General features: G+C 67.7%; 19 protein-coding genes. 13 read left to right on the top strand and 6 right to left on the bottom strand.

Annotation, left to right across the window (positions count from 1 at the left end; translation table 11 throughout):
• Window positions 1-88: 88 nt before the first annotated feature.
• Window positions 89-1390 (top strand): amidohydrolase, encoded by a 1302-nt coding sequence (locus HF680_RS12335; protein WP_185225263.1) that lies wholly within the window; start codon window positions 89-91, stop codon window positions 1388-1390.
• 390 nt (window positions 1391-1780) lie between these two features.
• On the opposite strand, the gene dapE is transcribed toward HF680_RS12335, so the two are convergent.
• A complete protein-coding gene (dapE, locus tag HF680_RS12330) occupies window positions 1781-2968 on the bottom strand; it encodes a succinyl-diaminopimelate desuccinylase (protein ID WP_185225262.1) in 1188 nt (395 codons plus the stop codon).
• Window positions 2969-3034: 66 nt separating this feature from the next.
• Here dapE and HF680_RS12325 point away from each other — a divergent pair, with 66 nt between their 5' ends.
• A complete protein-coding gene (locus tag HF680_RS12325) occupies window positions 3035-4327 on the top strand; it encodes an MFS transporter (RefSeq protein WP_205196254.1) in 1293 nt (430 codons plus the stop codon).
• A gap of 53 nt (window positions 4328-4380) precedes the next feature.
• Here the strand turns inward: HF680_RS12325 and HF680_RS12320 are convergent, their stop codons facing one another.
• The gene (locus HF680_RS12320; RefSeq protein WP_045810652.1) at window positions 4381-5406 is read right to left on the bottom strand and encodes a 2'-deoxycytidine 5'-triphosphate deaminase; all 1026 of its coding nucleotides are present in this window, start codon (window positions 5404-5406) and stop codon (window positions 4381-4383) included.
• Window positions 5407-5487: 81 nt separating this feature from the next.
• Here HF680_RS12320 and apaG point away from each other — a divergent pair, with 81 nt between their 5' ends.
• The gene (apaG, locus tag HF680_RS12315) at window positions 5488-5895 is read left to right on the top strand and encodes a Co2+/Mg2+ efflux protein ApaG (RefSeq protein ID WP_045810651.1); all 408 of its coding nucleotides are present in this window, start codon (window positions 5488-5490) and stop codon (window positions 5893-5895) included.
• A gap of 186 nt (window positions 5896-6081) precedes the next feature.
• Here apaG and gcrA read toward each other — a convergent pair whose 3' ends face one another.
• Entirely contained in the window at window positions 6082-6618 is a 537-nt protein-coding gene (gene gcrA / locus HF680_RS12310; protein ID WP_017506617.1) for a cell cycle sigma 70 cofactor GcrA, read from the bottom strand.
• A 273-nt stretch (window positions 6619-6891) separates the two neighbouring features.
• On the opposite strand from gcrA, the gene HF680_RS12305 reads away from it, so the two are divergent.
• The 5 genes from HF680_RS12305 to HF680_RS12285 all read left to right on the top strand — a co-directional run bounded on the left by HF680_RS12305 (window position 6892) and on the right by HF680_RS12285 (window position 11629).
• The gene (locus tag HF680_RS12305; RefSeq protein WP_045810698.1) at window positions 6892-7722 is read left to right on the top strand and encodes an ABC transporter permease; all 831 of its coding nucleotides are present in this window, start codon (window positions 6892-6894) and stop codon (window positions 7720-7722) included.
• 42 nt (window positions 7723-7764) lie between these two features.
• Window positions 7765-8790 (top strand): M28 family metallopeptidase, encoded by a 1026-nt coding sequence (locus HF680_RS12300; protein ID WP_185225261.1) that lies wholly within the window; start codon window positions 7765-7767, stop codon window positions 8788-8790.
• Between the two features lie 117 nt (window positions 8791-8907).
• Entirely contained in the window at window positions 8908-10101 is a 1194-nt protein-coding gene (locus tag HF680_RS12295) for an aspartate aminotransferase family protein (RefSeq protein ID WP_317134062.1), read from the top strand.
• A 140-nt stretch (window positions 10102-10241) separates the two neighbouring features.
• Window positions 10242-11156, top strand: coding sequence for an ornithine carbamoyltransferase (argF, locus tag HF680_RS12290; protein WP_045810647.1), 915 nt, complete (start codon window positions 10242-10244; stop codon window positions 11154-11156).
• Window positions 11153-11629, top strand: coding sequence for a hypothetical protein (locus tag HF680_RS12285; RefSeq protein WP_185225260.1), 477 nt, complete (start codon window positions 11153-11155; stop codon window positions 11627-11629). Before argF ends, HF680_RS12285 begins: the two co-directional genes overlap by 4 nt.
• Window positions 11630-11692: 63 nt before the next feature.
• Here the strand turns inward: HF680_RS12285 and HF680_RS12280 are convergent, their stop codons facing one another.
• Together HF680_RS12280 and HF680_RS12275 are read right to left on the bottom strand one after the other, a co-directional pair.
• Window positions 11693-12190 carry a pyridoxamine 5'-phosphate oxidase family protein gene (locus tag HF680_RS12280; protein ID WP_185225259.1) on the bottom strand — a complete coding sequence of 166 codons (498 nt, stop codon included), beginning with the start codon at window positions 12188-12190 and terminating at the stop codon, window positions 11693-11695.
• A gap of 61 nt (window positions 12191-12251) precedes the next feature.
• The gene (locus tag HF680_RS12275; RefSeq protein WP_045810644.1) at window positions 12252-12470 is read right to left on the bottom strand and encodes a hypothetical protein; all 219 of its coding nucleotides are present in this window, start codon (window positions 12468-12470) and stop codon (window positions 12252-12254) included.
• A 216-nt stretch (window positions 12471-12686) separates the two neighbouring features.
• Here HF680_RS12275 and HF680_RS12270 point away from each other — a divergent pair, with 216 nt between their 5' ends.
• The 3 genes from HF680_RS12270 (at window position 12687) to HF680_RS12260 (ending at window position 17363) form a co-directional block, all read left to right on the top strand.
• Window positions 12687-15533 carry a hypothetical protein gene (locus HF680_RS12270; RefSeq protein WP_317134061.1) on the top strand — a complete coding sequence of 949 codons (2847 nt, stop codon included), beginning with the start codon at window positions 12687-12689 and terminating at the stop codon, window positions 15531-15533.
• Window positions 15534-15630: 97 nt separating this feature from the next.
• Window positions 15631-16554 (top strand): sulfite exporter TauE/SafE family protein, encoded by a 924-nt coding sequence (locus HF680_RS12265; protein ID WP_185225258.1) that lies wholly within the window; start codon window positions 15631-15633, stop codon window positions 16552-16554.
• Window positions 16554-17363, top strand: a complete 810-nt coding sequence (locus tag HF680_RS12260; protein ID WP_185225257.1) for a TIGR02186 family protein — start codon at window positions 16554-16556, stop codon at window positions 17361-17363. The genes HF680_RS12265 and HF680_RS12260 overlap by 1 nt, the downstream gene beginning before the upstream one ends.
• On the opposite strand, the gene gluQRS is transcribed toward HF680_RS12260, so the two are convergent.
• Entirely contained in the window at window positions 17347-18210 is an 864-nt protein-coding gene (gene gluQRS / locus HF680_RS12255) for a tRNA glutamyl-Q(34) synthetase GluQRS (protein WP_205196252.1), read from the bottom strand. The two genes, HF680_RS12260 and gluQRS, sit on opposite strands and share 17 nt — an antisense overlap.
• A gap of 78 nt (window positions 18211-18288) precedes the next feature.
• Here gluQRS and HF680_RS12250 point away from each other — a divergent pair, with 78 nt between their 5' ends.
• Entirely contained in the window at window positions 18289-18939 is a 651-nt protein-coding gene (locus HF680_RS12250; protein ID WP_185225255.1) for a DNA-3-methyladenine glycosylase family protein, read from the top strand.
• On the top strand, window positions 18936-19595 hold the full coding sequence (locus HF680_RS12245; protein ID WP_039244011.1) for a trimeric intracellular cation channel family protein: 660 nt from the start codon (window positions 18936-18938) through the stop codon (window positions 19593-19595). The genes HF680_RS12250 and HF680_RS12245 overlap by 4 nt, the downstream gene beginning before the upstream one ends.
• The last annotated feature ends 78 nt before the right edge of the window (window positions 19596-19673 follow it).

The raw sequence follows: 19673 nt of genomic DNA, 5'->3' as shown, positions 1-19673 counted from the left end.
GGACAGAAATCGGCGTTCGCGACGGCTTGCACAAGCGGGTGCGGCGCCGTCACCTGTCGTCGGGCTGAAAATTTCACGGGACCTTCACATGCGCCGATTGTTCGCCGCCTCCACACTGGCGCTGTTGCTCGCCGCCGGCGCCGCTCAGGCTCAGGTCGATACGGCCAGCGTGGACGCCGCCGTCCAGCGCGTCCTGCCCGAGGTCGTCGCCTGGCGACGCGACTTTCACCAGCATCCCGAACTGGGCTTCGCCGAGACCCGCTCGGCCGGCGTGATCGCCGAGCATCTGCGGTCGCTGGGACTGGAGGTCCGCACCGGAGTCGGCAAGACGGGCGTGATCGGCGTGCTGCGCGGCGCACGGCCGGGTCGGACGGTGGCCCTGCGCGCCGACATGGACGCCCTGCCGGTGCAGGAGGCGACGGGCCTCGACTTCGCCTCGAGCGCGACCGGGACCTATATGGGCAACACCGTGCCGGTGGCCCACGCCTGCGGCCACGACATGCACATGGCCATGCTGATGGGCGCGGCCGAGGTGCTGGCGGGGATGAAGGACCGGATCGCCGGCACGGTGGTCTTCGTCTTCCAGCCGGCCGAGGAGGGCGCGCCTCCGGGAGAGCCCAAGGGCGGCGCGGCCCTGATGATCGCCGAAGGGGCGCTGAATGATCCCAAGCCCGAGGCCATCTTCGGCCTGCACGTCGTGCCGGGCCGTCCGGGCAGCGTCTTCTATCGGCCCGAGGGTTTCATGGCCGCCTCCGACCGCGTTGACATCCGCCTGAAGGGCAAGCAGACGCATGGCGCCTGGCCCTGGCGCGGGGTCGATGTGATCGCGGTGGCGGGCCAGGTGGTCGAGACGGTCAACACCCTGACGGCCCGCACGGTCGATCCGACCACGACCCCGACCGTCTTCACCATCGCCACGATCAACGCCGGCGTCCGCTACAACATCATTCCCGACAGTGCGACGTTGTCGGGCACGCTGCGCACCTTCGATACGGCCCAGCGCGACGCCCTGGTCGCCCGCGCCGAGACCGCCATCGACCATGTCGCCGAAGCCTACGGCGCCACCGCCGAGTTCGGCGTCAAACAGAATGCGGCCCTGGTGTTCAACGACCCCGGCCTGTCCGTCTGGCTGGCCCCGGTCCTGACCGAGGCGGCGGGCGAGGGCAACGTCAACCCCGCCACGCCCCCAACCACGGTGGCCGAGGACTTCAGCTATTTCCAGCAGGTCGTCCCCGGCGTCTTCTACCATCTCGGCGCCAGTCCCGACGGCGTGGACCCGGCCCAGTCGGCGCCCAACCATTCGCCGGAATTCTCGCCGAACGAGAAGGTCTTGCCGCTGGGCGTGAAGACGCATGTGCTGACGGCATTGCGGTTCTTGGAGCGGAGTTAGGCGATGGCGATTGCAGCGTCCGGAGATGTCGAAAACCGACCTTTATTGGACATCAGAAGGCCTCTCACAGAGCGCCTCAGCTTCAGCCAATAGTTGCCGAAGCTGCTGAATGTCAGCTTTCATCGGCTCAGTTCGAGTGGCCCGCTGGCGGATGCTTTCAAGCGCTCGATCTTTGATCGTGACGCTTGTGAAGTCGTCCCAATCCCAATCGCCGCCAGTGCCTTCGATGAAGTCCCGTAGATATCGGGCAACGTCTTGCGGTGTGCGTTGTGCTTTCCACATGCTGATAGATTTGCATCCGGGAGGTCAGCTATCCACCCATTTCGGGCTTATCGGCGGGTCCGGTTTGAGGTGAGCCAAATGGGCTAGATTGAGTATCCACGACCGCACCTACAACCGCTCGAACACCGTCTCGATCACCCGGCGATAGACGGCCGTCAGCGTCTCCAACTCCGCCGTTGGCACCCGTTCGTCGATCTGGTGCATGGTCTGGCCGACCAGGCCCAGTTCCAGCACGGGGCACAGGGCGCGGATGAAGCGGGCGTCGGAGGTGCCGCCGGTGGTGGAGGCCTCGGGGCGGCGGCCCGCCACGGCCTCGACCGCATCCTGAACCGCCTCCACGAAGGCGCCGGGCTCGGTCAGGAAGGCCTCGCCCGAGCACAGGTGCTCCAAGGTGATCTGCAGCCCGGTCTCGGCCTGCATGGCGCCGGCCTCGCGGTTCAGCCAGTCGATCAGGACGTCGCCGGTATGGCTGGGGTTGAAGCGGATGTTCAGCCGCGCCGTCGCCTGGGCCGGGATGATGTTGGTCGCCGGATTGCCGATGTCGATGGTGGTGATTTCGAGGTTCGACGGGGGGAAGTTCTCGTAGCCTTGGTCGAGGACGTAATCGTTCAGGCGGGCCATCAGCTTCGCGATCACCGGGGCCGGGTTGGCGGCGCGTTCGGGATAGGCGACGTGGCCCTGTTTGCCTTGGACGGTGATCCAGGTGTTCAGCGAGCCGCGCCGCCCGACCTTGATCATGTCGCCCAGCAGTTGCGACGACGAGGGTTCGCCGACCACGCAGGCGTCGATGACCTCGCCCTCGGCCGCCAGGGCCTCGACCACCCGTTTGGTGCCGTGCAGCGCCGGGCCTTCCTCGTCGCCGGTGATCAGGAAGGAGAGGGAGCCGGCGGGTTCGCCGTCCGCCAGCACCTGGGACACGGCGGCGACCCAGGCGGCGATCCCGCCCTTCATGTCCACCGCGCCGCGACCGTACAGAACGCCGTCCTTGACCTCGGCGTTAAAGGGTTGCGACGACCACTGCTCCGACGGGCCGGTCGGGACCACATCCGTATGGCCGGCGAAACACAGGTTGGGCGAGGCGGTCCCGCGACGAGCATATAGGTTCTCAATCCGCGCATGGACGCCCTCGCCCCCCGGTCCCTCGAAGGCCAGGCGGCGGCAGGTGAAGCCCAGCGCCGTCAGGTGCCGTTCCAGCACATCCATTGCCCCCTCGTCGGCGGGCGTGACGGAGGGAATGCGGATCAGGTCGCGGGTCAGTTCGACAGGATCGATAACGGGAGTTGATGCGCGGCTCATGCGGCTATGCTTTAGGGATAATCCGCGTCTGCGAGAAGACGGTGCGCCCCTGCTGAAGCCGAGACCTTGACCACAGAATCCATCGCTGCCGGCCCCGCCGCCCCGCCCGTTCCGCCTGCGCCGCCGGAAGGGCCGTCCAGCCCGTGGGGCATTCGCGACTTCCGCCTGCTGTGGTTCGGGCGGGTGGTGGCGGTGCTGGCGATCCAGATCCAGTCGTCGGCCCTGTTGTGGCAGGTCTATGAGATCGCCCGGCGCGATCATCCGATCGAGGAGGCCAGTCTGTATCTGGGGCTGGTGGGGCTGTGTCAGTTCCTGCCGCTGCTGGCCTTCACCCTGCCCGCCGGGGCGATGGCGGACCGGCGCGACAGGAAGCGCACGGTGTGGATCTCCATCCTGGTCGAGGCGGCCTGCGCGGGATCGTTCCTGGCCATGGCCCTGCATGGCAACCCGCCGCTGTGGGGGCTGCTGGCGGTGGCCGCCCTGTTCGGCGCGGCGCGGGCGTTTCTGGCGCCGGCCAGCCAGGCCTTCCTGCCGATGGTGGTGGGGCGCAAGGCCCTGCCGCCGGCCATCGCGGCCCAGTCCATCGCGTTTCAGACCGGGGCCATCGCCGGCCCGGCCCTGGGCGGGGTGATCGTGGGGGTGAACGTGCCCCTGGCCTATGCGGTGTCGCTGGGCATGTTCCTGCTGGCCGTCGCGGCCTTCATCCTGATCCGCACCAGCGGGAGACCTGCGCCCCAGGCCAATCCGCTGTCGCCGGTGGATTCGGTCAAGGAGGGGCTGGCCTATGTCTGGAAGACCAAGATCGTGCTGGGCGCCATTTCGCTGGATCTGGTGGTGGTGCTGCTGGCGGGGGTGGCCCTGCTGACGCCGATCTTCGCGCGCGACATCCTGCATGTCGGGCCCCAAGGGTTCGGCCTGTTGCGGGCGTCGTTCGGCGTGGGGGCCATGGTCATGGCCATCTACCTGAGCCGCTATCCGATCCGCCAGAACGGCGGGCGCTGGATGTTCGCGGCGGTGGCGGTGTTCGGCCTGTGCACCATCACCTTCGGCCTGTCGCGCATCGTCTGGCTGTCGGGTCTGGCGCTGTTCGTCGGCGGGGCGGCGGACATGATCAGCGTCAATGTGCGCCAGACCCTGATCCAACTGGCCACGCCCGATCACATGCGCGGGCGGGTGTCGTCGGTGTCCATGCTGTTCATTGGCGCCTCGAACGAACTGGGCGAGGCCTATTCCGGCGTCATGGTCCGGCTGCTGGGCGCGGTCGGCGCGGCGGTGTTCGGCGGGTTCGGCGCCTTGGCCGCGACCGGGGCCTGGGCGACGATGTTCCCGGGGCTGAGGAAGGCGGACAAGTTGACGTGACTCGTGAGCGGTGAATCGTGAGTTCGCCAATCACGATTCACAACTCACGCCAGTCACCACGCCTTGAAATGCTTCGACAGCTTCAGGCCCTGGTTTTGATAGTGGCTGCCGCTTTCGCCATACAGACGGCTGGGGCGTTCGGTCAGGGGTTCATAGACCAGGCGGGCGACGATCTGGCCGTGTTCCAGCAGGAATGGCGTGTCGTGGGTGCGGACTTCCAGCACGCCTTTCGAGCCGGCGCCATGCGCCTCGTCGGTGCCGAAGCCGGGGTCGAAGAAGCCGGCGTAGTGGACGCGGAACTCGCCCACCGACGGATCGATGGGGGTCATTTCGGCGGCCTGATCGACCGGGATCTCGACGTCGTCGGACGAGGCCAGGATATAGAACTCGCCCGGATCCAGCAGCAGTTCGCCACGGCGGAGGCTCAACGGCTCCCAGAAGTCGCGCGGGTCGTGGCCGTCGATGTGGTCCAGATCGACCACGCCCGCATGGCGACGCCCGCGGAAGCCGACGATGTCGCCGCCCTGCAGATCGACGCCGACCGAGCGGGTCTCCAGCTTGGGCGGATCGCCGGCCTTGAGCCGTAGCTGGTTCAGGCGCGTGCCGGGGCGGACCAGGATGGAGAAGGTCTGGGGCGCGACCTCCATATAGAGAGGGCCGTCATAACCCTCGGCCACATCATCGAAACTGGCGCCCTGATCGGTCAGCAGACGCACGAAGACATCGACGCGGCCGGTCGAGCTTTTCGGATTGGCGCGGGCGATCAACCCTTTCGGCAATTTCAGCCGCTCCTGAAGGCGCACGATATAGACGCAGCCCTTTTCCAGCACGACGCCGGCCTCGGTGATCTCGATGGCGTGCATGGCCACGTCGGCGATGCGGTCCTCGACCTTGCGCCGGCCGGGCAGGAAGGAGGCGCGGACCCGCCAGGCCTGATCCGAGAGCCGCAGGTCCAGGCTGGCCGGCTGGACCTGGTCGTGGTCGAAGGGCGTGTCGGACGTGACGGCGCCGGCGGCGATCAACGTCTCGATGGACTGGGCGGGCAGGATGCCGGGACGGGGCGCTTGGAAGGAGCTCATGGCGTCTGTCTCACACGGTTTTCACGACTTATCTCCAAGTCGCGCTTGCAGCCCGCGCGCGGCGGGGCGAGCATATAGCCCATGCACGAGGGTCCTGCCTATACCGCCGAGACGAACGGCATCCTGATCCGGGTCCGGCCCAGCTATCTGGCGGGCCAGTCCGATCCCGACGAAGGGCGCTGGGTCTGGGCCTATCAGATCGAGATCGTGAACCTGACGGGATCGACGGTGCAGTTGATGGCGCGACGCTGGACCATCACCGACGGCCACGGCCATGTCGAGGAGGTGCGCGGTCCCGGCGTGGTCGGCGAACAGCCGGTGATCGAACCGGGCGGCAGCTACGCTTACGCCTCGGGCTGTCCGCTGGGCACCGACAGCGGGTCGATGGTGGGCGCCTATTATATGACGGATGCGGACGGGCGCAGTTTCAAGGCGCAGATCCCGGCGTTTTCGCTGGATACGCCGGATGCGCGGCGGGTGCTGAACTGATCGAAGGGCGGATGGGGCTGCGTCAACCCGGATGAACCGCAGCCCCGCCCCTGAAATCTCGCCGGCCGCTTGCGCGAACCGGCGAGGGGGAAGTGAGCTCAATGGAGAGCATCTGTGACGCGGGCATGACCCGCGCGAAGCGCCGCGCTCAAGTCGCGAGCGACCGCGTCGTGAGCGTAGCGCTCTTTAGATGTAACGCCGCAGGCTGCGGGCCAGGTCGGAACCGCTTTCCTTGGAGCCGCGACGGACTTGCGGCTGGTAGGCGACGCGGGCGTGTTCGACGCAATAGACGCCTTCCGACGAGCGGCGGCCGCAGAAGCTGAACTCGCGCGACGATGGGTCGCCGATCGGCCATTTGCACATGTGGGCGCCCAGGGTCATCACGGTCGCCGTGCCCGGCAAATCCGGGATCGGGGCGGGGACGGGGGCTGCGGGTTCGACCGGCTTGGGCTGGACGGCTTCCAGACGGCGCGGGGCCGAAGGTTGCTGCGCCGGAGCGGCCGGCGCCGGGCGCGGACGCGCGGTGCGGAAGGTCGCGGCGACGGTGCGCGCCGGTTGCGACGGGGCGGCCCGGCCCGACAGGCCCAGACGGTGCACCTTGCCGATCACGGCGTTGCGGGTGACCCCGCCGCCCAGTTGTTTGGCGATCTGGCTCGCGGACTGGCCCTCAAGCCAGAGCTTCTTTAGCGCGCCTACGCGGTCGTCGGTCCAGCCTGCGGTCATGCCACCCTCCAGCGAGTTTGGATTCAATATCTAGGTCCAGGCTCCCCCTCCGGGGTCTTGACCTACAACTAATCGTAAACCAGCCGTTAAGAGACGCAAGATGTGCGAATCATCCTGTCCACAGAAACCAGATATTGAATCATCGTTAAGGTTAAGGCGGATTGGTGAATGGCGACGCGTGACTGGTGAGTCAGGACGACTGCGCAGGACAGTCACGATTCATCAATCACCTCGGCCTTGCGAAGCGCGGCGGTCGAGCGCATCTGGCGGGCCATGACCGATACGCCCGATCTGATCTCCACCCGGCCTGCCGGCCTGCCGCAGCCGCGTCGCTATCCGGGGATCAACTGGATCGGGGTGCAGACCCTGTATCTGCGCGAGGTGCGTCGCTTCTGGAAGGTGGGCGCACAGACGGTGGCGGCGCCGGTGGTCACGACGCTGCTCTATATGCTGGTGTTCGTGGTGGCGCTTCAGAACGCGCGGCCGCCGCTGCACGGCACGCCGTTCGCCCTGTTCGTCGCGCCCGGCCTGATCATGATGGCCATGTTGAACAACGCCTTCGCCAACGCCTCGTCCAGCCTGATCCAGGCCAAGATCATGGGCACGGCGACCGACTTCCTGACCCCGCCGCTCAGCCCGCTGGAGCTGACGCTGGGCTTTACGCTGGGCGCCGCGACGCGCGGCCTGGCGGTCGGTCTGGTGACGGCGATCTGCGTGCTGCCGTTCGCGCCGCTGGGCATCGCCAATATCTTCGCCATCGTCTGGTTCGCCCTGGCCGCCTGTTTCATCATGGGCATGACCGGGGTGCTGGCGGGGCTGTGGAGCGAGAAGTTCGACCACCTGTCGGCGGTCCAGAACTTCATCGTCATGCCGATGACCTTCCTGTCGGGGACCTTCTATCTGGTCGAGAACCTGCCCGAGCCGTTCCGGGCGCTGAGCCGATACAACCCCTTCTTCTATCTGATCGACGGCTTCCGCTACGGCTTCATCGGCCATGCCGAGAGCAATCTGACGGTCGGCGTCATAGGGTCGGCCGTGCTGATGGCGGTCATGGGCGTGGTCTGCTGGCTGGTGTTCCGCTCGGGCTGGCGTCTTAAGAGCTAGATCGCTACCTGTTGCGGATCGCTCCCCCGAGAGGTCCGCTTCATGCTGTTTCGTTCGCTCGTCGCCGCCACGGCCCTGTTCGCCGCCACATCCGCTTTTGGTCCCGCCTTCGCTCAGGAAGCGACGCCCCAGGCCGGCGATCGCCCCGACATCGCCGCCGGCGCCGCCCAGTTCATCAAGCCCACCAACGCCGAACGGACCCAGGTTCTGGTCGGTTTCCTGAGGACGTTGGGCTTCACGCCCGAAATCCAGACCTTTGAAGGCGGCAACCAGGCCACCGGCCCGATGGAAGGCGCCAATGTCGTCGTTACGGCGGGCGAGGGCGACAAGGACATCGTCCTGACCGCCCATTATGACGCGGTGAAACTGCGCGACGGGACGCTGTCCCAGGGCATCGTCGACAACGTCGGCTCGGTCATGGCGATGATGGAGGCGGCCAAGACGCTGGACATGGCGCTGGAAGGCCAGCCGGTCGCTCACCGCTTCGTCTTCGTCTTCACCGACCAGGAAGAGCTGGGCCTTCTGGGCGTCAAGGCCTTCCTGGCGAAACACGGCAAGGACCGGATCGCCGCCGTCATCAACGCCGATGTCGCCGCCTATGGCCAGACGGTCATGTATGGCGAGAACAACGGGCCGCAATCGGCCTTCGTGCTGGAGACGCTGCGCAGCCTGTGCGCCGAACGCGGCTTCGACTGCATGCCCTATCCGACCTATCCGCCCAGCGACGACCGCGCCTTCTCGGCCGCAGGCGTGACGGTGGTGTCGATGGGCACCCAGGATGCGGTCGGCGCCCACCAGATGTGGCTGGCCTTCAACGGCGGCAAGGACAACGGCCTGAAGGAGGGCTTCGTCCCGCCCGTCTTCCAGCGCATCCATACGACTGACGACAAGCTGTCCTATCTGAAGGGCGTCGACGTCGCTCGTTTCGGCCTGTTCATCGCCGACCTGGGCCTGGCCCTGGACAAGAAGCTGGTCGAAATCCAGGCCAAGGACGAAGCGGTCGCCGCCGAAACGGCGCCGGACGCCCCTGCGGCCAGCACGCCCGCGCCGGACGCCGGCAACCCTTAAGCGGCTTGGTGCTCGGTGTTGACTAACACCGTCACTAATCCGACAACGCCTGACCGTATTGATCCGGCTCCGTCGCACACGCGGCGGGGCCGTCTCGCTTTTGGAGGTCTTGGTCCCGTGTCCACTGAGCATTTGATGGGTGTCTACAATCGCGCGCCGCTGGAAGTGGAACGCGGCCGAGGCGCGCGTCTGTGGGCGACCGACGGGACCGAATATCTGGACTGCGTCGCCGGCATCTCGACCAACGGCTTGGGCCACGCCCACCCCGAACTGGTCCAGGCGGTCAAGGATCAGGCCGAGAAGCTGTGGCACGTCTCCAACATCTTCCGCATTCCGGGTCAGGAAGCGTTGGCTGACGCCCTGTGCGAATCCAGCTTCGCCGACGTGGTGTTCTTCACCAACTCGGGCACCGAAGCCGTCGAATGCGCGCTGAAGACGGCGCGCAAATATCACTCTGCCAACGGCGCGCCTGAGCGGATCGACATCTACGGCTTCGACGGCTCGTTCCACGGTCGGACCTATGGCGCGATCAACGCCGCCGCCAACCCCAGCTACACCGAGGGCTTCGGCCCGCCGATGCAGGGCTTCCACCAGCTGAAGTGGGGCGACCACGAGGCGATCAAGGCCGCCATCGCCAAGCCCACGACCGCCGCCATCATCGTCGAGCCCGTGCAGGGCGAGGGCGGCTGCCGCGCCATGCCCGAACAGTGCCTGCGGGGTCTGCGCGAACTGTGCGACGAACACGGCGTCCTGATCATCTTCGACGAGGTCCAGTGCGGCATGGGCCGGACCGGCAAGCTGTGGGCCCATGAATGGGCGGGCATGGCGCCGGACATCATGGCGGTGGCCAAGGCCCTCGGCGGGGGCTTTCCCATCGGCGCCTGCCTGGCCTCGGCCAAGGCGGCCAAGGGCATGACGGTCGGTGCGCACGGCTCGACCTTCGGCGGCAACCCCCTGGCCATGGCCGTCGGTCAAAAGGCGCTGAGCCTGATCAACAGTCCCGAGACGCTGAACAACGTCAACGAGGTCGCCGGCTATCTGAAGCAGCAGTTCGCCGGCCTTCAGGAACGCTTCCCCGATGTGATCGCCGACGTCCGCGGCAAGGGTCTGCTGATCGGCATCAAGATGGTGCCGAACAATCGCGAGTTCATGGCCCTGGCGCGCGACACGCAACGGCTGCTGATCGCCGGCGGCGGCGACAACTGCGTGCGCCTGCTGCCGCCGTTGAACCTGACGCTGGACGAAGCCCGCGAAGCCGTGGCCCGTTTCGAAGCGGCCTGCGAGGTCGCCCGCGAAAAGCTGGCGGCCTGAGCCCGACATCCGCTCATCCCCGCGAAAGCGGGGACCCAGTTCTTTCGAGAACGCGGGGTCGGCGGATGAACCACCCGACGGGCGGGTGTCGCCCACAGCACTAGATCCCCGCCTTCGCGGGGATGAGCGGAGCTAGACATATGGTCCGGCACTTCCTCGACATCCACCGGCTGGACGCGGCGGATCTGCGCGCCATCCTGGACGACGCCCATGCCCGCAAGGCCGCCCGAAAGGGCTGGCCCCAGGGTCGCGCCGACGCCGATGCGCCCGGCAAGGACCGCGTTCTGGCGATGATCTTCGAGAAGAACTCGACGCGCACCCGTTTCAGCTTCGACGCGGCGATCCGCCAGTTGGGCGGCTCGTCCATCATCGCCACGGCCTCGGACATGCAGTTGGGGCGCGGCGAGCCGGTGGAGGACACCGCCCGCGTTCTGTCACGCATGGTCGATGCGGTGATGATCCGCGCCAACGATCACGAGGATGTCGAGCGGTTCGCCCGCGTCTCCACCGTGCCGGTGGTCAACGGCCTGACCGACCGGTCGCACCCGTGTCAGATCCTGGCCGATCTGCAGACGATCGAGGAGCATCGCGGGCCGATCGCCGGCAAGACGATCGCCTGGATCGGCGACGGCAACAACGTCTGCCACAGCTTCATGCACGCGGCGCCCAAGTTCGGCTTCCATCTGAACGTCGCCTGCCCGGCGGAATACCACCCCGACCTTCGCGACCTGGCCAAGGGCGGCGACGCCGTCACCCTGACCAGCGATCCGCGCGAGGCGGTCAAGGGCGCCGACGTCGTCGTCACCGACACCTGGGTCTCCATGGGGGACCAGGACTATGAGGCGCGGCTGGCGGCGTTCGAACACTACGGCGTCGACGAAGCCCTTATGAATCTCGCCGATCCCGAAGCGGTCTTCCTGCATTGCCTTCCCGCCCACCGTGGCGAGGAAGTCACCGACGCCGTCATCGACGGGCCGCGCTCTCTGGTCTGGGACGAGGCCGAAAACCGCATCCACGCCCAGAAGGCCGTCCTGGCCTGGTGCTTCGGGGGATGACGTTGGATGACTGGAAGGCGATGTCGACCGCGTCGCGCTTCTGGTTTGTCGTTGTAATGCTGCTGGCTGTTTCGGTTGGCGCCTTCGCGCTCTTCACCGCGGCGGCGCCGACGCTTGATCCCGGCAAGTTCTCGTATGAAGCCGTCACCATCGAAGGTCGCGTCAGCATATCGTCTTACAAGGCGCTGCCGGTGCTCGTGATCACTGACGGAGTGGGCCGCAATCATGCGTCGCGATGCAACCCTTATGCTCGTGACCAGGCCTGCGTTGATTTGGCGCTGGTCAGAGGGCTGCGCCAAGGCCAGCAGGTCAGCGTCGGATTTATAAGAGCCAAGTTCTGGCCGTTAGCCGAAGACGCGATCGTCCGCTTGGCCTCGAACGATCATGTATTTCTTGAGTGTGCCGATCGGCTCAATGCGTTGGGAGTGGACCGCTCGCGAATATCCAGAGTCGAGCGGGTATCTGGCTGCTGACTGTAAAAGGCCGGGGATCGCTCCCCGGCCTTTCCAGATCACCACGGACTAGTGATCAGTCTGCTAGAGCTTCACGTCCGACACGCCGCCGACATCCGGGACGCTCTTGGTCAGGTTGGCCTTGAGAACTTCATAGCCGAAGCCGAGAGCGCCCTTGTCGGAGACCCAGACGCGGCCGTCGTCGGCGTCGAAGCGGATCAGGGTCAGGTGGGGATCGTCCTTGCCGTCCGGATACCAGGCGGCGACGACGGGGTTCCAGTATTTCTCGATGCGGCTGCGGTCCTGATCGATCGCCAGACGGCCGTGGATGCAAGCCTGAACCTTGCCGTCCTTGGCCTGGTAACAGAACATGCCGTTCTGGCCGCCGCCGGCGATGTCACGGGCGAAATCGGTATCATCGCGGGTGAAGAACCAGATAGTCCCCGTCTCGTCCTCGCCGAAACCGGTCATGGGCTGGTGGTGATAGCCGGGGCGATCGATGCCCAGCATGCCGGTGTTGGACTCCTTCAGGCTCTTCCAGAATTCCTTCTCGGCCTCGGCGGGGGTCAGTTTGTCGGACACGCGGTCTCTCCTTGAGTGGTTCGCAAGGTTCAACCGACCGGCCGTCATCGGGTTCCCGTCTCTAGGCGCCAGGTATCCAGGGCGCACGCTCGGCGCCGAACAGCGTCGCCAGGTGGATCAGCAGCAGCATGGCGATCGCCGCCGCGCCGACCATCAGGAACCGCCACGGCATCAGGCGCGGCCCCTTGAACGGATCCGGCGGCCGGGCGCCGCGCCATCCGCAAAAGACCATGACGGCGAGGGCGACGCCCAGCAGGACGAGGGTGGTGGTCAGGCTCATGCGCCGCAGGTGGCGAAAGCCGCGCCGCTTGGCAAGCGAACCCTTGCCGGGAGGTTAATCTTCATGCCGCGTTAACCGAGATGATTCACAAATCCCGCTGTCTGGCGCGATGTCCACAGGATTGGAATATCGCTGCTAGATATTGCGGTTAACCATCAGTTTACACCCTCGATATTGACGGTATAGCCTTCGTCGCATGGGCTGGGAGACGAATCAGTGAGCGCTGCAGCGCCGTGGAGCGTTAAGGGAATCGATCCCAAAGCACGCGAGGTCGCCAAGGATCTGGCGCGCCGGTCCGGCATGACTCTGGGCGAATGGCTCAACTCCATGATCATGGAAGACGAGGAGGAGGGCTACGCCACCCTGCCGCGTCGCTCCCAGGCCGCCGAATACGAACGCCGCAACCGCAGCCGCCGTCTGGACGACGCCTATGAGGTCGAAGACAGCCAGCAGCGGATCAGCGCCTCCATCGACGTGATCGCCGCGCGGCTGGAAGCCGCCGAACGTCGCTCGACCGTGGCCATTCAGGGCGTGGATCAGGCCGTCGCGGGCCTGATGCGCCGGCTGGACGGCCAGGAGGCCGAGGCCCAGGGCGCCGCCCGCCGCATCGACGACATCGCCGAGGAACTGCGCGAAGGGCATCGCCGCCTGCGCGCCTTCGAACGCGACACCGGCCCATCGACCCGGGAAGCCTTCGGCAAGATCGAGACTTCCCTGGGCGCGCTGACCGGGCGCCTGTACGACATCGAGGAACGCCAGCGTCTGGGCGTCAGCGATCTGCGCGAGCGGATGGAGGCGGTCGAGAAGGCCGCCGGCCCCGGCGTCGGCACGGAAATGCTGGCCCAGGTCAGCGCGCGTCTGGACGAGGCCCAGAACCGCACGACCGAAGCCCTGAAGACGCTGGAACGCTCGTTCGCCGCCCTGGACCAGCGCATGCGGACGGCCGAAAGCCGCGTCGAGCCGGAAGGCACGCGCGACCTGGCCCGTTTCGAGAAACTGGCCGAAAGCCTGTCGCGTCAGATCGACAACAATCGCGCCGAGATGATGCAGCGCCTGGACGCCGCCGAAACGGGCGCGCGCATCGACCGTATCGAACGCGCCGTCCAGGCCGTCGGCGATCAGTTGAAGGCGTCCGAAGAGAAGGGCGCCATTGGCCTTGAGGCCATGGGCCGCGAGGTCCTGCGCATTGCCCGCAACCTGAATGCGCGGGTCAAGAAGGTCGAGACGGACAACGACGGTCGCACCGAAGCCGTCGCCCGCGCCGCCGCCGACGTCGTCAGCCAGACTATCGAAACCGAGGTCGCCCGCCGCGCCGCGCGTCTGGACCAGGAGTTCGCCCGCCACGTCGACCGCGTCGACCAACGCCTGACCGCGAGCGACGATCGCCACGCCATCGCCCTGGAGAAGCTGGGCGGCGAGATCACGCGCATCTCGGACCAGCTGAGCGATCGCATCGCCCAGTCCGAGCGCCGCTCGCAGCAGGCGCTGGAAGACATCGGCCGACGCCTGTCGGAAAGCTCGGACAAGATCGAGCAGCGCTACGACCGCGCCTCCGGCGAACTGGCCGAGCGGATGCGTCTGAGCGAGGAGCGCACCGCCCGTCTGCTGGCCGAGGCCCGCGAAAGCATCGACGCCCGCGCGCCCACGCCGATCCGCGACAAGCCGCTGGACAATGAGCCCGCGTGGACCCCGGCGCGACAGGTGCTGGAACGCGCCGCCTCGGCGCCGATCCAGTCCGCATCCATCGAAGGCGACTGGCGCGCCGCCGCCTTCCCCGATGAAACCTTCACCGACCAGGACGCCTGGTCCAGCGATCCGGTGACGCCCGAAGTCGCGACCGCCGCGCCCTTCCCCTCGTCGCCCGTCGCCCAGACCGAGGCCGAGCCCGTCGAGGCGCTGGCCGACGACATGCCGATGCGCCAGGTCGATCCCGACGGCGTCGAGCCCATCATCCAGCCCTTCAGCGGTTTCGGCGGCGCCGACGTCGAGGATGCGCTGGAGGCCACGTCGCCGGGTTTCTCGACCGCACCGGCCGAAAAGCGCAGCGCGGCTGCCCTGGACGCGGACGATGACGATTTCGGCGGCGAGACCGAGTTCGTGGATCCGCGCCGGCTGCGCTCCAGCATGGAAGCCGCCGCCGCCGCCGGCCGCGCCGCCTCGACCCGCAGCACCATCGACGCCGCCCGCGCCGCGATCACCGCGCCGTCCGAGCCGGAACCTGCGCCCCGGTCGGGCTTCGGCCTGAAGCGCGGCGGCAAGTCCAAGCTGCAGGAGCGGTTGGACCGGCAGGCGTCAAAAGACGGCTCGACGGTCAAGAAGACCTTTCTGGCTTCGGTCACGGCGGTCGCCCTGACCGGGGGCGTCTATGGCTATCTGTCCCTGACCGACGGCGGCGCCCCGGACTTCGAGATGCCCAGCTTCGGCGGCGGCTCGACGACAAACGGCGCAGTGCCGCTGGCCGCGTCGGCTGTGACGCCGACCGGCCCGAAGGCGACCTTCGACATCGGCGGCCCCGGTGCGGCGGACTATGAGGCGGCGATCGGCAAGCTGGAGGCCGGCGACAACTCAGGCCTGGAAGGGATGAAGCGCGCCGCCAACCTGGGTTACGCCCCTGCCCAGACCTATCTGGGTCAGCTGTATCTGGACGGCGCCAATGGCGTGCCCGCCGATCCAGTCCAAAGCCGTCAGTGGGGCCGTCGCGCGGCCGAGGGCGGCGATCCGCGCGGAATGCATCTGTATGGGATGCAGCTCTATGAAGGCGACGGCGGCGCGACCAATCAGGCCGAGGCCCTGACCTGGCTGCTGAACGCGGCCGAGCGCGGCCTGCCGGACAGCCAGTACAACGTCGCGCGCATCTATGAGACCGGCGCCGACGGCGTGGCCAAGAATCCGACCGAAGCGCTGAAGTGGTACATGATCGCCGCACGCGGCGGCGATGCGGAGGCCCAGGCCGCCGTGACGCGCCTGCGCCCGACGGCCAGCGCCACGGCCCAGCGCGCAGCCCGCACCGCCGCCGACGCCTTCGTGGCCCAGTCGCAGGCCCAGACTCAAGCGACAGGCTAGATTCCCAGGCGCCGGGCGGCTATCGGTCGCCCGGTCGTCCCCGACCTCGCCCGCCTGACGGCGATTCTTGTGTCCGCTCCAGCCGAAGGCGCGTCCTTTGGACATCTATCTGCCGATCGCCGAGGTTTCGGTGAACTGGCCGACCCTGGTGATTCTGGGGGCGGTGGTCGGATTCGTGTCCGGCCTGTTCGGCATCGGCGGCGGCTTCCTGATGGCGCCGATCCTGGTGTTCCTGGGCATCCCGCCGACCGTCGCCGTCGCCAGCCAGGCCAGCCATGTCGTGGCCTCCTCGACGTCGGGCGTCATCCGCTATGCCGGGGCGGGTTCGGTCGATTTCAAGATGGGGTCGGTGATGGCGGCCGGCGGCGCGGCCGGCGCCCTGGCGGGGGTCGAGCTGTTTCGCTACCTGCGCCTGCTGGGCCAGGCCGATCTGGTCGTGGCCCTGTCCTATCTCGTCTTCCTGGGCGCCATCGGCATTCTGATGCTGAACGAGAGCCTGACGGAAATCCTGCGCCGCCGCCGGGGGCTGCCCGCGCCGCACAAGCAGCGTCGGCGGCCGATGTGGCTGTATGGCCTGCCGCTGAAGATGAAGTTCCCCAAGTCAGGCCTCTATATCAGCGCCCTGCCGCCGTTCGGCCTGGGCGTCTTTGCGGGCGTGCTTTCGGCCATCATGGGGGTGGGCGGCGGCTTCATCCTGGTGCCGGCCATGCTCTATATCCTGCGCATGCGGGCGGGCGCGGTGGTGGGCACCAGTCTGTTCCAGATCATCATCACCACCGCCATCACCACCATCCTTCAGGCCGGGCGGAACCAAACGGTCGACATCGTCCTGTCCACCATCCTGCTGCTCGGCGGCGTCGTCGGCGCCCAGGTCGGCGCGCGGTTCGCCGGGCGGTTCCGCGCCGAGGAACTGCGCGCGGCGCTGGGCTTGATCGTGCTTCTGGTCGGGATCCAGATGGGGCTGGATCTGTTCGTGCGGCCCAACGACATCTTCATGATCGCGCCGGGGATCGCCGACTGATGCAGGCGCTTCCTCCCCCTCCGCCCGCTGTTGCGGCCCCGCCGCTCGATCGGTCCGAAGCGACGACCGGCGACCTGCGCGTCGCCGCCGCCCTGACCGACGCCCAGGTCCGGGTCGACAGCAGTTTCCGGGGCGCGTCGATCGTCCTCTACGGCGCCGTATTCAATCCGACGCCTGAACCGGCGGATGTGGTGGTCGTGGTGCGGGGGCCGGACGCGCCGATCCGCCTGGTCAAGAAGACGCGCACCTCGGGTGTCTGGCTGAACAGCCGGCCCGTGCTGTTCGAGGGCGCGCCCGGCTTCTACATGACGGCCTCGACCCGCCCGCTCAGCGACATCGCCGACTTCGGCCAGCTGCGCCGCCTGGGTGTCGGCGTCGATCACCTGCGCATCGATGCGCCGGAGGAAAGCCGCACCGTCACCCGCTACGGCGTGCGCGACGTGGTCGTCAGCCGTCTGGGCGACGACTATCTGGACTGGCGCCGCGCCGTGATCCGGCTGAAGGAGGCCGCCGCCCTCTATGACACCGATTCCCAAGGGGTCGAGTTCGTCGACCGGGGCCTGTTCCGCGCCGAGGTCAAACTGCCGACCGTGGCGCCCACCGGCAAATACTACGCCGAGGTCTGGCTGTTTCAGGACGGCGAGCCGCAGTCGGTGTCGAACCTGACCCTGACGGTCGAAAAGGTCGGGCTGGAGCGCGACATCTATGAGTTCGCCCACCGTCGGCCGTGGCTGTACGGCGTGCTTTGCGTCGTGCTGGCCGCCCTGACCGGCTACGGCGCCTCGCGCATCTTCAGCCGGCGGAGCTGAATCCCAACTCGGCGCGCAGGCCTTCGGCCGTTAGTCCGCTGGCTCTCAGCTCGGCAAGAGTGATCGAGCGATCGCGCTTGGCGTAGCGCCGCCCGTCCGGCCCTGTCAGCAAGGCGTGGTGACGATAGGTCGGCGCCGGCCAGCCCATCAGGGTCTGTATCAGCCGCTGCACATGGGTCGCCTGGAACAGGTCCTGGCCCCGGATGACATGGGTGATCCCCTGCAATGCGTCGTCGTGGGCCACGGCCAGATGATAGGCGACGCCCGTATCCTTGCGCGCCAGGACGACATCACCCGCCGCCTCGGGATCGACGGCGATGACGCCGGTTTCGCCGTTCGGGCCCTCGCCCTCCTCGACGAAACTCAGGCCGTTCCAGGTCGCCTCGCCCAAGGCCTCCCGCGCCCGGTCCAGCGACAGCCGCCAGGCGAAGGCCGCACCCGCGGCCAGCAGACGCGCCTCCTCGTCCGCTGAATGCGGGCCGGGCCTCGCCGCCTCCATCGCCCCGTGTGGCGCGCCGCCGATGGCGTTCAGGATATCCTTGCGCGTGCGGAAACACCGATAGAGCAAGCCGCGCGCCCGCAGGCCCTCGATCACGGCGGCGTAGTCGTCCAGATGATCCGACTGGCGCCGGACCGGCGTGTCCCAGTCCAGACCCAACCAGGCCAAATCTTCCAGAATGCCCGCCTCATGTTCCAGTCGGCATCGCGTCGGATCGATATCCTCAATGCGCAGCACGAACCGCCCGCCCGCCGTCTTCGCCGCCGTCCAGGCGGTCAGGGCCGAGAAAGCGTGGCCCTTGTGCAGGCGGCCGGTCGGCGAGGGGGCGAAGCGGGTGGCGAACATCAAGACGCTCCTTAGCGGTTTGCGGCCCTCAACGGCGCCCCCGCTCTTTCCGACAAGCGCGACGGGCCGTAAGCATGGCGAATGCCGTTCGCCCCCACGCCTGATGACATCGCCGCCGCGCGTCGCGCGCTGGTCGCCGCCGATCCGGCGCTCGTGCGCGTGGACGCGCAGACGCCGCCGCTGGAATGGCGGCTGAGAGTGGGCGGGTTCGAAGGCTTGTTCCGCATGATCGTGGAGCAGCAGGTGTCGGTGGCCTCGGCCGCTTCGGTCTGGGCGCGACTGCGCGAAGGCATGGGCGGGATCACGCCCGAGCTGTTGCTGGCGCACGATCTGGACCAACTGCGCGGCATGGGCCTGTCGCGACAGAAGGCGACCTATGGTCAGGGGATCGCGCGGGCGCAGATCGCGGGCGAGATCGATCTGGAGCATCTGGCCAACCTCGATGACGAGGCGGCGATTGCGTCCCTGACGGCGCTGAAGGGCGTGGGCCTGTGGACGGCCGAGGCCTATCTGATGATGTGCGAGGGGCGGTTGGATGTCTTTCCCGGCGGCGACGTGGCCTTGCAGGAGGCGATCCGCTGGGCGGACGGCGCAGAGGTGCGACCCGATCAGAAGGGCGCCTATGCCCGCGCCGAGGTCTGGCGGCCTTATCGTGCGGTCGCCACGCACCTGCTGTGGGCCTGGTACACGGGCGTGAAGCGCGGCGAGATCGCGCTGGATGCGCAGGCATGACCCCGCTCGATCCGGCTCTGACCGAACCGCTGCGCAATCCGCAGACCGTGCTGACCGCGCTGGATTTCGCCGGCGTGGCGGTCTTCGCCGCCACCGGCGCCTTGGCCGCCGCGCGCGAGAAGCACGATGTGGTCACCTTCGCCTTCTTCGGCGCCATCACCGGCGTGGGCGGCGGGACGCTGCGTGACCTGTTGCTGGGCCTTCCGGTCTTCTGGGTGCAGGACTGGCGCTATCTGGCGGTCTGCCTGTTCGCCTCGACGGCCCTGTGGCTGGTGGGGCAGCGCGACTGGCGGTTCCGCGCCCTGCTGTGGCTGGATGCGGTGGGGCTGGCGGCCTATGGCGTGATGGGCGCGGCCAAGGCCGAGGCGGCCGGGGCGCCGGCCCTGATCTGCATCGTCATGGGCACGCTGACGGCCTGTTTCGGCGGGGTGGTGCGCGACACCCTGGCGGGCCAGCCGTCGATCCTGCTGCGGCGAGAGATCAACGTCACAGCCGCGATCCTGGCGGCGACGGTCTATATGGTGCTGAGGGCGCCGGGCGTCGGCGTCTGGCCCGCCGCCATCGTCGCGGCGCTGTCCGGCTTCCTGCTGCGCGCGGCCGCCCTGCGCTGGGGCTGGACCCTGCCGGGGTTTCCAACCCACGCGCGCGGGGTCTGAGACAAGACGTCACGAAAACGCTGCACACTGGTCATGGCGATGAGCGGGAATCAGGGTTAGGTTAAATCGACAAGACCA

The organism is Brevundimonas huaxiensis, from assembly GCF_014218725.1.
In the GTDB taxonomy this organism is placed as follows: Bacteria; Pseudomonadota; Alphaproteobacteria; order Caulobacterales; family Caulobacteraceae; genus Brevundimonas; species Brevundimonas huaxiensis.
This window is presented reverse-complemented; position numbering and strand designations above follow the sequence as displayed.